This is a genomic window from Leucobacter muris (assembly GCF_004028235.1).
Lineage (GTDB): Bacteria > Actinomycetota > Actinomycetes > Actinomycetales > Microbacteriaceae > Leucobacter > Leucobacter muris.
In genome coordinates this window covers 2,855,948-2,869,454 of sequence record NZ_CP035037.1, presented here as the reverse complement: position 1 = coordinate 2,869,454, position 13,507 = coordinate 2,855,948, and the positions used below count along the sequence as shown (strand labels likewise).

General features: G+C 70.3%; 11 protein-coding genes and 1 tRNA gene. 8 read left to right on the top strand and 4 right to left on the bottom strand.

Translation table 11 applies throughout. From position 1 onward, the window contains the following. Nucleotides 1-20: 20 nt before the first annotated feature. Both Leucomu_RS13400 and Leucomu_RS13395 read left to right on the top strand, forming a co-directional pair. On the top strand, nucleotides 21-1,460 hold the full coding sequence (locus Leucomu_RS13400; RefSeq protein WP_128387514.1) for an NAD(P)H-quinone dehydrogenase: 1,440 nt from the start codon (nucleotides 21-23) through the stop codon (nucleotides 1,458-1,460). A 79-nt stretch (nucleotides 1,461-1,539) separates the two neighbouring features. Further along, nucleotides 1,540-1,923 (top strand): cupredoxin domain-containing protein, encoded by a 384-nt coding sequence (locus Leucomu_RS13395; RefSeq protein WP_017883833.1) that lies wholly within the window; start codon nucleotides 1,540-1,542, stop codon nucleotides 1,921-1,923. A 70-nt stretch (nucleotides 1,924-1,993) separates the two neighbouring features. On the opposite strand, the gene Leucomu_RS13390 is transcribed toward Leucomu_RS13395, so the two are convergent. From Leucomu_RS13390 to Leucomu_RS13380, 3 genes are all read right to left on the bottom strand, one after another. Next, on the bottom strand, nucleotides 1,994-3,331 hold the full coding sequence (locus Leucomu_RS13390; protein ID WP_128387513.1) for a class I SAM-dependent RNA methyltransferase: 1,338 nt from the start codon (nucleotides 3,329-3,331) through the stop codon (nucleotides 1,994-1,996). 296 nt (nucleotides 3,332-3,627) lie between these two features. Continuing rightward, nucleotides 3,628-3,701, bottom strand: a tRNA-Gly gene (locus tag Leucomu_RS13385). A 54-nt stretch (nucleotides 3,702-3,755) separates the two neighbouring features. Then, nucleotides 3,756-5,033 carry a serine hydrolase domain-containing protein gene (locus Leucomu_RS13380; protein ID WP_017883831.1) on the bottom strand — a complete coding sequence of 426 codons (1,278 nt, stop codon included), beginning with the start codon at nucleotides 5,031-5,033 and terminating at the stop codon, nucleotides 3,756-3,758. A gap of 121 nt (nucleotides 5,034-5,154) precedes the next feature. Between Leucomu_RS13380 and Leucomu_RS13375 the strand changes: the two genes are divergently transcribed. Continuing rightward, complete coding sequence (locus tag Leucomu_RS13375) at nucleotides 5,155-6,186, top strand: biliverdin-producing heme oxygenase (RefSeq protein ID WP_228407115.1); 1,032 nt, start codon at nucleotides 5,155-5,157, stop codon at nucleotides 6,184-6,186. A gap of 67 nt (nucleotides 6,187-6,253) precedes the next feature. Here Leucomu_RS13375 and Leucomu_RS13370 read toward each other — a convergent pair whose 3' ends face one another. Next, complete coding sequence (locus tag Leucomu_RS13370) at nucleotides 6,254-7,534, bottom strand: ATP-dependent DNA helicase (protein WP_128387512.1); 1,281 nt, start codon at nucleotides 7,532-7,534, stop codon at nucleotides 6,254-6,256. A 215-nt stretch (nucleotides 7,535-7,749) separates the two neighbouring features. Between Leucomu_RS13370 and Leucomu_RS13365 the strand changes: the two genes are divergently transcribed. The 5 genes from Leucomu_RS13365 (at nucleotide 7,750) to Leucomu_RS13345 (ending at nucleotide 13,505) form a co-directional block, all read left to right on the top strand. Beyond that, entirely contained in the window at nucleotides 7,750-9,255 is a 1,506-nt protein-coding gene (locus Leucomu_RS13365) for a sugar ABC transporter ATP-binding protein (RefSeq protein ID WP_017883829.1), read from the top strand. Next, complete coding sequence (locus Leucomu_RS13360) at nucleotides 9,252-10,271, top strand: ABC transporter permease (protein WP_128387511.1); 1,020 nt, start codon at nucleotides 9,252-9,254, stop codon at nucleotides 10,269-10,271. The genes Leucomu_RS13365 and Leucomu_RS13360 overlap by 4 nt, the downstream gene beginning before the upstream one ends. Further along, entirely contained in the window at nucleotides 10,268-11,335 is a 1,068-nt protein-coding gene (locus Leucomu_RS13355; RefSeq protein ID WP_128387510.1) for an ABC transporter permease subunit, read from the top strand. The genes Leucomu_RS13360 and Leucomu_RS13355 overlap by 4 nt, the downstream gene beginning before the upstream one ends. A 47-nt stretch (nucleotides 11,336-11,382) precedes the next feature. Further along, nucleotides 11,383-12,444, top strand: coding sequence for an autoinducer 2 ABC transporter substrate-binding protein LsrB (lsrB, locus tag Leucomu_RS13350; protein WP_164884572.1), 1,062 nt, complete (start codon nucleotides 11,383-11,385; stop codon nucleotides 12,442-12,444). Nucleotides 12,445-12,533: 89 nt separating this feature from the next. After that, nucleotides 12,534-13,505 carry a sugar-binding transcriptional regulator gene (locus Leucomu_RS13345; RefSeq protein WP_128387509.1) on the top strand — a complete coding sequence of 324 codons (972 nt, stop codon included), beginning with the start codon at nucleotides 12,534-12,536 and terminating at the stop codon, nucleotides 13,503-13,505. Nucleotides 13,506-13,507: the final 2 nt, after the last annotated feature.

The following is a 13,507-nucleotide window of genomic DNA, read 5'->3' as shown; positions in this document are numbered from 1 at the left end:
GCAGAGCCTAGGATGGAGGCATGGCGAAAGCGTATGAACGGAAGCATCGGATCGCCGTGCTCGGCGGCGGCCCCGGCGGATACGAGGCGGCGCTCGCGGGCGCCCAGCTCGGCGCCGAGGTCACCCTGATCGAGCGCGCCGGCGTGGGCGGGGCGGCGGTGCTCACCGACGTCGTGCCCTCGAAGAGCCTCATCGCGACCGCCGGCGGCGTGCAGGCCGTGCGCGACTCCGGCCGACTGGGCGTGCAGGCCTTCGTGCCCGGCGGCGACGGCAAGCCCGTGCGCCCCGAGATCGCCGTCAATCTCGCCGCTGTCAACAAGCGCCTGCTCGCCATGGCCGGGGCGCAGTCCGTCGACATGCTGCACAGCCTCGAGAGCGCCGGCGTGCGCGTCGTGCAGGGCGAGGGCCGCCTCGACGGCCCGGGGGCCGTGCTCGTCTCGACCGCCGCGGGCGACGGCGGCACCGACTTCGACCGCGTCGAGGCCGACACCATCGTCGTCGCCGTCGGATCCAGCCCCCGCGAACTCGACTCCGCGAAACCCGACGGCGAGCGCATCCTCACCTGGAAGCAGCTCTACGACCTGCCCGCCATCCCCGAGCACCTCGTGGTGGTGGGGTCGGGCGTCACCGGCGCCGAGTTCGCCAACGCCTACCGCACGCTCGGCGCAGAGGTCACCCTCGTCTCGAGCCGCGAGCAGGTGCTGCCCGGCGAGGACCCCGACGCCGCCGCGGTGATCGAGCGCGAGTTCAAGCGCCTCGGCATGAACGTCATGTCGAAGTCGCGCGCCGACTCGGTCGTGCGCACCGACGCCGGCGTGCTCGTCACCCTCTCGGACGGGCGCACCATCGAGGGCTCGCACTGCCTCATGGCGGTCGGCTCGATCCCGAACACTCGCGGCCTCGGCCTCGAAGAGGCGGGCGTGCAGCTCACCGAGAGCGGGCACATCCGGGTCAACAAGGTGGCGCGCACGGGCGTGCCCTCGGTCTACGCCGCTGGCGACTGCACCGACTTCTTCCCGCTGGCGTCGGTCGCGTCCATGCAGGGCCGCACCGCGATCATGCACGCCCTCGGCGACTTCGTGCGGCCGATCGATCTGCGCAACGTCGCCGCCAACGTGTTCACCTACCCCGAGATCGCGACGGTGGGCTGGAACGAGCGCACCCTCGCCGAGTCCGAGGGGCTCGCCCAGCACGTCACCCACACCGTGCCGCTCAACGTGAACCCCCGAGCGAAGATGATCGGCTTCACCGACGGCTTCGTGAAACTCTTCGCGTGGAAGGCCTCCGGCACCGTGATCGGCGGGGTCATCGTCGCCCACCGCGCCAGCGAGCTCATCTTCTCCCTCGCGCTCGCCGTCGAGCATCGCCTCACCGTTGATCAGGTCGCCTCGGCGTTCGCCGTCTACCCGTCGATGACCGGCGCCATCACCGACGCCGCCCGGGCCCTGCACCGCCACTGAGCCCGGCCCGCCCCTCCCGCCGGCGACGGCCGCGTCCGTCGCCGCGTACTCCCCTCGCCTCGACCCCCAGGAGCTCACCGTGTCCCGCGAAATCCCAGAGATCACCCGCCGCGGAGCGATCGGCGGCGTGCTCGGAGCCGTCGGGGTCGGGGCGCTCGCCTCCCTGACGGGGTGCTCGCCGTCGAAGCCCGATCCCGTGCCCTCCGACGACGCCGAACCCGACGTGACCGTGCACGCCGTCGACAACCGCTTCGAGCCCGCCGAGGTCGAGATCGCTCCGGGTTCGGCCGTGCGCTGGGTGTTCGAGGGCACCGCCGAGCACGACGTGGTCGCCGCCGACGGCAGTTTCGTGAGCGAGCTCATGCACGAGGGCAGCTACACTCACGTCTTCGACGAGGCGGGCGACTTCGAATACGACTGCTCCGTGCACCCCGAGATGACCGGCGTGGTGCGGGTGCGATAACCCACGCCCGGGCTGCGAAGCCAGCCGCGCAGCGGGCGAGGGTCGGGATCGAGCCCGACCGGCCCCGCCGCTACGCCCGCTGGAACGTCGCCAGCGTCTCGAAGTGGTGCGTGTGCGGGAAGATGTCGAACGCGCGCAGACCCGTGAGCTCGTACCCCGACTCGCGCAGCGTCTTCGTGTCGCGGGCGAGCGCGACCGGGTCGCAGGCCACGTACACGATGTTCGCCGGGGCGAGTTCGGCGATCTGACCCGTCACACCGCCGCCCGCGCCCGAGCGGGGCGGATCCAGCACCACCGTGCCGCGGCGCAGTCGATCCCGCACCGGCGCCGAGGCCTGCAGCAGCTCGGCCAGGTGCCGGTCCACGCGAGCCGTGAGGGCGAGCGCGCCCACCAGCTCCGAAAGGTTCTCGGCCGCGTCGTCGGTCGCGCCGGCGTCAGCCTCGACCGTGGTCACCTTGAGCGCGGGCCCGGCGGCCTCCGCCATCGCGGCGGCCAGCAGGCCGGCGCCGCCGTAGAGATCGAGGTTGCCCGCCGCAGGATCGAAGCGGCCGTCGTCGATCAGATCGAGGATCGCGTCGCGCACCGCGGTGAACAGCACTGCCGGCGCCTGGCGATGCACCTGCCAGAAGCCGCCGGCGCGCACCAGGAAGCCGCGATCCTCGACCAGCTCCCGGATCGTGTCGTTCTCACCTGCCCGCGTCTTCTCTTCGGTGAGTCCGAGCAGCATGCGGGGGTCGTCGGCGGCCGGGTCGATGAGGTCGACCGTCGCGGCACCCGGCATCGACTCGCCGAGAGGCGCGATCTGCGCGATACCCTCGGTGGCGAGCGGCAGCGACTCGACCGGGATCACACGACGGCTGCGCGCCGCGTAGGGCCCGACGGCGCCGGTCTCGGCGTCGACGTGCAGCCGCACGCGCGTACGGTAGCCGAGGCCGCCCGTCTGCTCGTCGCCGGGCGCCGGCTCGACCAGTTCGGCCAGCGCCTCGGCGAGATCCGCGCCCTCCTCGGCGGCGAGCTCGACGTCGCCGAAGCGCCGCATCGCGTCGGTCAGCACCTCGGCCTTGAGCGCGCGCTGGCGCTCCGGCGAGATGTGGCCGAACTCGGCACCGCCCGCACGATCCTCGGGGTCGCGATCGAGCGCGGCCTCGGCCCAGACGTGGTCGCGGCGATCCTCTGACGCGTCGAGCACCTCGACCGTCGTCGCGCGGGCGAACGACTTCTTCTTCGCGTCGGTCACCCGGGCGCGCACCCGCTCGCCCGGGATCGCGTCGGCGACGAACACCACGCGCCCCTCGTGCCGGGCGACGCTCACCCCGCCGTGGGCGATGCCGGTGACGTCGAGCTCGATCGTCTCGCCGATCTCGAGCGGCGTGTGTGCGGAGTGTGCGCGTGAAGACATGAGCACCATTCTCCCATCTCGGGGAGGGGCTGTCTGCGCGGTCCGCGCGTCGAAGCGGCCGCCTCGGCCGCGGTTCCGGGTTCTCGGGGATTGCCGGAGGTCCTGGAATGGGGGAAGGCCCGCCGGGGGCGGGCCTTCAGGAGTGGAGGGACCGACGGGAATCGAACCCCGGCCGCGCGCTCAATGCAAAGCGAAGCTTTGCGCGCGCACGCCGCTGCGGCCGCCTCGGCCGCGGTTCCGGGTTCTCGGGGATTGCCGGAGGTCCTGGAATGGGGGAAGGCCCGCCGGGGGCGGGCCTTCAGGAGTGGAGGGACCGACGGGAATCGAACCCGCGTTCTCAGCTTGGGAAGCTGATGTCTTACCATTAGACGACGATCCCAGGGCGATGGCGCCGCACCAACTATAGCAGGGCGCGGGGCGCTCGCCGGGCGCCCTATTCGGCGGCCTCGGCCTCGGGTGCGGCCTGGCAGATGGCGGCCTGCGCGAGCAGGCCGGCCTGGTCGGCGGCGGTCCACGGAAGCTCCGGTCCGGCGCCCGCCTCGGACGAGAGCGCGGCGAGTTCGAACGCGAGCGTCTTCACGAAACCGGCGCCTGCCGACGAGTTGTTGAGGGCGACGACCACGGAGAACCCGGACTCGGGATCGTGGTAAGCGGCGGTCAGCGTGCCGGTGATGGCCCCGCTGCGGCCGTAGAGCGGGCCCACCTTGTCCATGCCGAACGCCCACTGGGGGCCGGCCTCGTCGGGCTCGCCGGTCGGGGTGCCCTCGGCGTCGCGCTCGGGGTTCTGCAGTGGAGCGGTCTGCGTGACCTGCTGCGCGGCCTCGCCCCCGAAGGCGCCGTCGAGGTAGTGCTCGTAGAAGTTCTTGAGGTCGGTCACGGTGGTGACCGTGCCGCCGGCCCCGCCGAGCATGGAGGGCGACACCTCGGGCTTCTCGACGGCTCCGGCCTCGCAGACGGGTGCGCCCCCGTTGGAGGGGTAGGCGAGTCCCGCCAGCGTGTCGCCGCCGATGGTGGTGCTCGTGAGCGCGGGGTAGTAGCTGGAGCCCATGCCCGCCGGCTCGAAGACGCGGCTCTTCAGCAGTTCGGAGATGTCGTCTCCGGTCTTGACGTGCAGCGCGCGGGAGAGGATGAGCGCGTTGGTGTCGGAGACGTTCACGTCGAGCCCGGGCCACGGGAGCGGCGAGTCCGTGAGGCCCTGGGCGATGAGCTCCTGCTCGGGCCAGGGGCGGGTGGGGTTATTGACGAAGATGTCGGCGAGGCCGGCCTTGTAGTCGGCGATCCCGGAGGTCATCTCGCAGAGCTGGCCGTAGGTGACCTCGTCGAGGCCCGACTGGCGGGTCAGATCTTTCTCGACGAGGCGGCCGAGCTTCACCGTGCCGTCTTCGACGAGGTCGAGCAGCAGCGCGCACATGACCGGCTGCGTGGCCTGGGCGCCGCGGATCAGGGTCTTGCCGTCGACGCCGTCGCCGTAGCCCCGCACGTACGCGTTCTCACCGGACCACACCCCCACGACGGCTTCGGTCGATCCGCTCTGCTGCATCGCGGTCGCGATCGCCTCGTCGATGCCGGCCGAGAGGCCCTGATCGAGGGTGGCGACGTCTCCCGAGGGGGAGGCGGCGGATCCGCCGGTGCACGCGGTGAGGCCGAGGGCGGCTGTCGCGATGAGCGCGATGGCCGCGAAGCGGGAGCGCTGTGCAAGTCTCGGGATCAAACTCGACCGCCAATCTCGGCTGAAACACGATAAAGAACAAATGAGATTCTAGTGCGGGAGTCTGGGAGTGCGGTTCCCGGGGCTCCCCAGGTAAGGCTTACCTGAGTAAGATGGGACGGTGATGAGCTTTGCAGATGACGTGATCGCCGCAGTGACCGGTCACATGAATGGCGACCACCCGGAAGACAATCTGCTGATCGCCCGCGCGTTCGGCTACCCCGACGCGGTGTCGAGCCGCATGGTCGGGGTGACGGGCGAGGCCGGCGTGTGGCTCGTGGCCGACGCGTCGGGCGAGCGCGAGGTGTCGGTCCCGTGGCCGGGAGGCGCGATCTCGGAGCGCCCCGAGATCCGCCGCGAGGTCGTCGCGCTCTACCGGTCGGCCTGCGAGAAGCTCGGGGTGCCCGCCCGCGAGGAGCACGGCAGCGCCTCGCCGCACGGGGCCCACCATCACGGGGGCGCGCAGCGCGGGCGCCACGCGGCGGGCGACGCCGAGTCGGGCGAGAAGCCGTTCTCGACGGTGGTGCGCGAGAGCTCGTGGTCGGATCACTCCGACAGCGAGGGCGCCACCTTCATGGAGGACATCATGCGCGGCAAGGGCTCGCTGCAGGACTACATCGATCTCGTGGCGCAGCACTTCTACATGTACGAGGCGCTCGAGGAGAGCTCCGATCGGTTCGCGGCGGATCCCGCCTTCGCCCCCTTCCACTCGCGGGGGCTCGTGCGCATGCCGGCGATCGAGGCCGATCTCGCGCACCTGATCGGCGACGATTGGCGCGAGCGCATCGAGGCGGTGCCCGCCACCGCGGCGTACGCCGCGCGCATCCGCGAGATCGCCGAGGAGGGCTGGGTCGCCGGCCTCGTCGCCCATCACTACACGCGCTACCTCGGCGACCTGTCCGGCGGCCAGATGATCGCGAAGCGGGTCGCGAAGCAGCACGGCCTGGATCGTGAGGGGATCGCCTTCTACGACTTCTCGGAGCTGGGCTCGCTCGTCGATTTCAAGAACGAGTACCGGGTCGCGCTCGACGCGCTCGGGGCCGGCCTCGATGACGAGGAGCGCGCGCGCATGCTCGACGAGGTGCGGGCCGCATACGCGTTCAACACGGCCGTGTTCATCGACCTCGGCAAGGCGCGCGACGCCGTCGCGGCGTAGCCGGGAGCGGAGGCCGCGGCCGGGCTGCGCGAGCCGACCGCGGCGAGCACGGGCCCGTCGAACGGGGTCAGGCCTTCTCGAGGCTGCGGCGCTCGGCGAAGAACCTGACGACGTTGGGGTCGACGATCACGTCGCGCGGCTGCAGCGGGCGCCGCAGGAAGAGCCCGTCGAGCGAGCGCACGCGGCTGAGCGCCACATAGGTCTGGCCGGCGCTGAAGGCGCGGGGGCCGAGGTCGATCACGGCGGCGTCGTAGGTGTGGCCCTGCGATTTGTGCACCGTCACGGCCCAGGCGAGGCGCAGCGGGAACTGCTCGAACTCGGCCACGACCTCTTTCTCGAGCTTCTTGGTCTCGGCGTCGTAGCGGTAGCGGTAGCGCTCCCAGACGGTGGGCTCGACCTCGAACTCCTCGCGGTCGACCTCGACCCACACGGTGCCGTCGATGCGGGAGACCGTGCCGATGGTGCCGTTCACCCAGCGACCGTCGGAGTCGTTGCGCAGGAACATCACCTGGGCGCCCGGTTTGAGTTCGAGCACCTCGTCGGCGGGGTAGGTGTTCTCCCTGAACTCGCCGTTGACCTCGGCGACGGCGCGCAGCGATGAGCCGCGGATCTCGGCGAGCCGCTCGGCGTTGATGCGGTTGACGGTGGCGTTGGTCGTGGCGAGCGTGATGACGTCGCGGGGCGCGGGGCGCGCGCCCGCCGCGTTGAGCTCGGCCGCCTGATCCTCTTCGACGACGCCGTGGCGCACCGCTCCGAGGATCTGCTTGAAGCGGTCGTCGCGCTGCCGGTGCACCTCGTTGAGCTCGATCACCGACATGGGCGTGGTGGCCCAGACCTTCGCGTCGAAGAACCACAGCGAGCGGTAGGTGTCGGCGAAGTAGGCGCGCTCGTGGGGGTCTCGGGGCGGCACGGGCGGCAGCTGGAAGGGGTCGCCGAACATGATGATCTGGGCTCCGCCGAACGGGTCGTGGCGCTTGCCCCTGGCGAGACGCAGCGAGCGGTCGATCGCGTCCATGAGGTCGGCCGAGACCATCGAGATCTCGTCGATGACGAGCGTGTCGATGGAGGCGAGCATCTTCTTGAGCTCGGCGGGCTGGTCGAGGTCGTGATCGGCGATGATGCCGGTGGGGAGGCGCAGCAGCGAGTGGATGGTCTGGCCGCCCACATTGAGGGCGGCGACGCCGGTGGGGGCGCAGACCGCGATGATCTTGCTGGTGTTCCACGACAGGTGGCCCAGGATCGTCGACTTGCCGGTACCCGCCCGCCCGGTCACGAAGACGTGCTCGCGGGTGTGCTCGATGCGCTCGTATACGGCGAGCTGCTCGGGGGAGAGGTCGGGGCGTGCCACCGATCCAGGCTACCCCGGCGCCGGCCCGTCGGGGTGCGCCGGAAGGCGTGGCGCTGCAGGGGGTGTCGCGAGGGTGCGGGCGGGAGGCGCCGTTTCGGTAACGATCAGAAAAGTTACATTTGCTTACACCGTGAGCATGTGTCAAGATCATCTGGTCAGAGGGTGAGCGCATGCTCACCTCGTGAATTATCGCTCACAGTGCTGTGGAGGTGACAGTGTCGGACACGCTGACCCAACGTCCCGTAGTCGTCGAGGTCGACGACCTGTGGAAGTCGTTCGGTGGGAACCCCGTGCTGCGCGGCGTCAACATCGACGTGCACCAGGGCGAGATCCACGCCCTCGTCGGCGGCAACGGCGCGGGCAAGTCGACGTTGATGAAGGCCATCACCGGCCTCATCGAGCCCGACGCCGGTCGCATCGCCATCGGCGGCAACGAGGTGAAGAACCTCTCGCCGAAGGCGGCCCACGCCAACTCGGTCTACATGGTGCCGCAGGAGCCGAAGCTCTTCCCGAACCTCTCCGTCTACGAGAACGTCGTGCTCGCCCTCGGCTCGCGCAAGGTGAGCCGCGACGAGGTCTCCGAGGTGATCGGATCGCTCGGCCATCCCATCGACCTCGAGCAGCCCGCGAGCGAGCTGTCGATCTCCGACCAGCAGCTCATCGAGCTGGTGCGCGGCATCCTGCGCGAGGCCCGGCTGCTCATCGTCGACGAGCCGACGGCGGCGCTCACCGCCCGCGAGGTCGACCGCCTCTTCGCCCAGCTGCGGCAGCTCGCCGCGAGCGGCGTCGGCATCTTCTACGTGAGCCACCGCATGTCCGAGATCTTCGAGCTCTGCGACCGTGTGACCGTGCTGCGCGACGGCAACATGGTGCTGCAGTCGCACACCTCCGAGGTCGACGTCGACGCGCTCGTGCAGGCCATGGTCCCCGATGCGCAGCTGCAGCAGCGCCGCAACAGCGGCGCCGCCTTCGATCGCGGCGACACACCGGTGATGACGGTCGAGTCGATGAGCGGGCAGGGCTTCGTCGATGTCTCGTTCGAGGTGTACCCCGGCGAGGTGCTCGGGATCGCGGGCGTGGTCGGCAGCGGGCGCACCGAGCTGGCCGAGACCCTGTACGGACTGCGCCCGGGTGCCGGCGCGGTGCACCTGAACGGCGCGGCCTTCGAGCGCCCGACGCCGCGCAAAGCGCTCGAGCGGGGTCTCGCCTACGTGCCCGAGGATCGCCACGCGCACGGCATCTTCCTCATCGCCTCGGTGGTCGAGAACACGACCGCCTCGGTGCTGAAGCGCGTGAGCACCGCCGGCATCCTCAGCACCCGCAAGGAGAACGAGCTCACCGACCGCTTCGCGAACGACCTCTCGCTGCAGGCCGGCAGCCGCAGGCGGCGGCTCGCCAACCTGTCCGGCGGCAACCAGCAGAAGGTGTCGCTCGCGAAGGCGCTCGCCTCGAACCCATCGGTCATCATCCTCGACGAGCCCTCTCGCGGCGTCGACGTCGCGGCCCGCGAGGACCTCTACCGCCTCATCGATCGCATGGCGCTCGAGGGCCTCGCGGTCGTGCTCATCTCCTCGGACTTCGAGGAGGTCGTCGACCTGAGCCACCGCGTGCTCGTGATGCGCGACGGCCGCATCCGCGGCGAGCTCGCCGGCGACGACATCTCGCTGAGGTCGGTGCGCGACGCCTCGTTCGGTTCGGTCAGAGAGGGCAACCAGTCATGAAGTCCCTGTTGAAGCATCGCGAGATCATCACGATCGGGGGAGTGGTGCTGCTCGTCGCGATCGTCGGCGCGTTCCACTCCAGCTTCCTCGATCCCGCCAACCTCGTCCGGGTGCTGAACTCGACCGTGATCCTCGCCCTGCTCGGGGCCGGCAGCGCGATCGTCATCATCACCCGCAACATCGACGTCTCGGTCGGGTCGACGCTCGCGCTCTCGGGCATCGTCGGCGCGATGCTCATGCGCGACGGCGCCCCCATCTGGGTCGCGGTGCTCGCGGTGCTCGGCCTCGGCGCGGTGCTCGGTGCGATCAACGGCATCGGCGTCACCTACGGCCACGCGCCCTCCATCGTGATGACGCTCGGCACCCTCGCGGCCTACCGGGGCATCTCCTTCCTGATCACCGGAGGCCACTCGATCGAGAGCCTGCCCGCGGCCTACCGGCGGGTGGGGCGCATCGAGATACTGGGCGTGCCGATCCTCATCTGGATCGCGGTCGCGGTGATCGCCGCGCTCGCCCTGCTCATGGCCCGCACCAAGTTCGGACGCAGCTTCTACGCGACCGGCGACAACGCCGAGGGCGCGTACCTCGTCGGCATCTCCACCAACACCATCGTGATCCTCGCCTACACGATCTCGGGCCTGCTGGCCGGCGCCGCGGCCCTCGTGTTCCTGGCCCAGGTGGGCTCGATCGGCAACCAGGCCGGTCAGGGCATCGAGATGCGGGCCATCGCGGCCGCCGTGATCGGCGGCGTCTCGCTCACGGGCGGCGTGGGCACCGTGGTCGGCGCCGTCTTCGGTGCGATCTTCATCAGCACGGCCACGAGCTCGCTGAGCTTCCTCGGGATCCCCGGCTCCTGGTCCGACACGGTCATCGGTGCGATCCTGCTGGCCGCGCTCTTCGCGGACTCCCGCGTGCGCGCCCTCGTCTCGAAGCGGCGGCTCGCCGCCCGCTACAGCGCCCTCGCCGATGAGACGGCCGAGGGGCATCCGAAGCTCGAAAGTGAGGTGCGCTCATGAACGCGCTGCAGTCGCGACTGAAGATCTTCGCACGCTGGGAGGTCGGCCTCATCGGGGTGCTGGTGCTCGAGCTCGTGATCTTCAGCTCGCTCAACTCGAAGTTCCTCGACCCGAACCGACTGCTGTTCTCGATGTCCGACTTCATCTACCTCGGGATCATCGCGCTGCCCCTCGCGATCGTGATGATCACGGGCGGCATCGACATCAGCTTCGCCTCGGTGGCCTCGCTCAGCGCGATCGTGATGGGTGTGAGCTTCAAGAGCGGCGTCGGCATCTGGGGCGCGCTCGTGATCGGTCTGCTCGCCGCGGTCGCCGCGGGGCTCGTCAACGGCCTGCTCATCATCCTCACCCGCGCCAACCCGATGGTCATCACCCTCGGCACCCAGTTCCTCTTCGCCGGACTCGCGCTCGCGGCGTCGGGCTTGGGCGGCATCTCCTCGTTCGAGGGCGTCTCCGGCCTGCCCAACGAGTTCACCGGAATCGCGGGCGGCCGCACCTTCGGGCTGCCGAACATGCTGCTCGTCTTCGCCGTGGTCACCGTGCTGTTCGCGATGCTGCTCGGGCGCTCGACCTTCGGCCGTCAGGCCCGCCTCATCGGAGCGAACCCGGTCGCCGCGCGCTACGCGGGCTTCCGCTCCGACGCCGTCATCGTGGGCGCCTACGTGCTCACGTCGCTCTCCGCCGGCATCGTCGGGATCCTGCTGACCTCGTACGTGGGATCGGCGCGCGCCGACATCGGGGCCTCGCTGCTCATGCCGGTGCTGACCCTCGTGGTGATCGGCGGCGTGTCGATGTACGGGGGCGAGGGATCGATCTTCGGCGTGGTGGTCGCGACCTTCGTGATCGGCTTCCTGCAGCAGGGCCTGCGGTTCGCGCGGCTCTCGGAGAACGAGGTCGCCGTGTTCACCGGGGTGATCCTCGTGGCCGTCGCGAGCCTGCGCTGGTGGAGCGCCAACTGGTCGGAGCGCGTGCGGAACAACCGCGTGCGCCGGGAGAACCTGCGCAGGCAGGCGGGGGCGGCCGACGGCCCGCGCACCCCGGTCGCTGCCGCGTCGGAAGTGTGAAGTAGAGAAACGGCGAGCGATCGCCACAGATTGATTGGAGAGATTCGATGCGGAATCGTTTGAAGGCGGCCATCGCGGTCGCAGCAGTGGGCGTCGTGGCCCTCACCGGGTGCAGCTCGAACGGCGGCTCGGGCGGCGGCGAGGGCGGCGAGGGCGGCGGCAGCGGCGCCCAGATCGCGTTCATCCCGAAGCTCACCGGCGTCGGCTTCTTCGAGGCCGGCGGCGCCGGTGCCGTCGAGGCCGGCGAGGAGCTGGGGCTCGACGTGCAGTACCTCGGCTCGCCCGAGGCCTCGGCCGCGAAGCAGGTCGAGCTCATCAACACCTACGTCGGCCAGGGCTTCGACGCGGTCATCGTGTCGTCGACCACCCCCGACGGCCTGTGCCAATCGCTCGACAAGGCCCGCGAGCAGGGCGTGGTGACGCTCACCTGGGATTCCGACGTGAACCCCGAGTGCCGCCAGTTCTACATCAGCCAGGGCACCCCCGACCAGCTGGGCGAGCTGCTCGTCGACATGACGCTCGAGGACATCGCGGCCGACGACGCCGCGAAGGTGGCCTTCCACTACTCGAGCCCCACCGTGACCGACCAGAACCAGTGGGCCGAGGTGGCGAAGTCGATCATCGCGGACGAGACCGAGTGGGACGTCGTCGACACGATCTTCTCGGAGAACCAGACCGAGCAGGCGGTGCAGCAGGCCGAGGCGCTCATCAACGCCAACCCCGATCTCAAGGCGATCATCGCCCCCGACGCGAACGCCCTGCCGGGCACCGCTCAGGCGCTCGAGAACCTGGGCCGCACCGACATCACCCTCGTCGGCTTCTCCACCCCGAACGCCATGAAGGAGTACATCCACAACGGCACGCTCAAGCGCTTCGCGCTGTGGGACGCGCAGGCGCAGGGCGCGCTGTCGGTGCACGTGGCGTCGATGCTGCTCGACGGCACCGAGCTGAACGTCGGCGACAAGTTCGAGGTCGAGGGCTTCGGCGAGCTCGAGGTGCAGCCCAACTCGGTGCAGGGCTACGACTACGAGGCGGACGGCAACGGCATCATCGTGATGCCTGAGCGTACGGTGTTCACTGCGGAGAACATCGACGACTTCGACTTCTAGCAGCACCGCGCGGTGAGGGGCGGGCCCCGCCCCTCACCGCATCACCGCCATTCGAGACATCAGAGCAATCTGGGGGAGGGGACGAGACCATGGGCAGCCTCGAAGAGGAGAACTGGGAGACCCGGGAGCAGATCCTGCGCGCCGCCTGGTACTACTACGTGGATCAGCTGACTCAGGACGAGGTGGCCAAGAAGCTCTCGATCTCCCGGGCGACGGCGGGCCGCCTGCTCGAGCGCAGCCGGCAGAACGGGATCGTGACCTTCACCATCGGCTCGAGCCACTTCGAGGCCTTCCAGATCGGGCGCAAGCTGCGCGAGACCTTCGGTCTCACCGAGGCGCTGGTGCCCCCCCCCGCACTGGGCGACGAGACGCAGGACGCCTTCTCGGTCTCGCGCCGCCTCGCGCGCGGCGGAGCCCAGTACCTGCAGAACCTGCTCGAGTCGGACCAGACGCTCGCGATCGGCTGGGGGGAGACCGTGCAGGCCACCATGGAGCGCCTGCCGGTCGAGCAGACCGCCAAGATCAGCACGGTCACACTGACGGGCGGCGTGAACGCCTACGTGCCGACCCTGCGCCGGGTGCGCGGCAAGTCCGCGCGCCACACCGACGCCGTGATCCCGGCTCCCATCGTGGTGTCGTCGGCGAGTCTCGCCGCCGAGCTGCAGAAGGAGGGGGTGGTGCAGCGCGTGCTCGAGCGCTCGCGCGCCGCGGACCACGCGCTCATCGGCATCGGCGCCGTGGCCGAGCAGGCCACCCTCGCCCAGAAGGGCTACGTGACCGACGATGAGCTCGTCGAGTTCCAGAAGCTCGGCGCCGTCGGGGACATCCTCGGCCTGTTCTACGACGAGAACGGCGAGGTGCTCGACCTGCCGCTCCACACCCGGCGAATCGGGGTCGGCGTCGACGACCTCCGCCGCATCCCCAACGTCGTGGGCATCGCCGGCGGCCTGCACAAGGTGCCCGCGATTCTCGGCGCGCTGCGCGGCGGCTACCTCGACGTGCTCGTCACCACCGAAGACGTCGCCCGAGCGCTGCTCGCAGCCGAGGGCGTCGAGGCATGAAC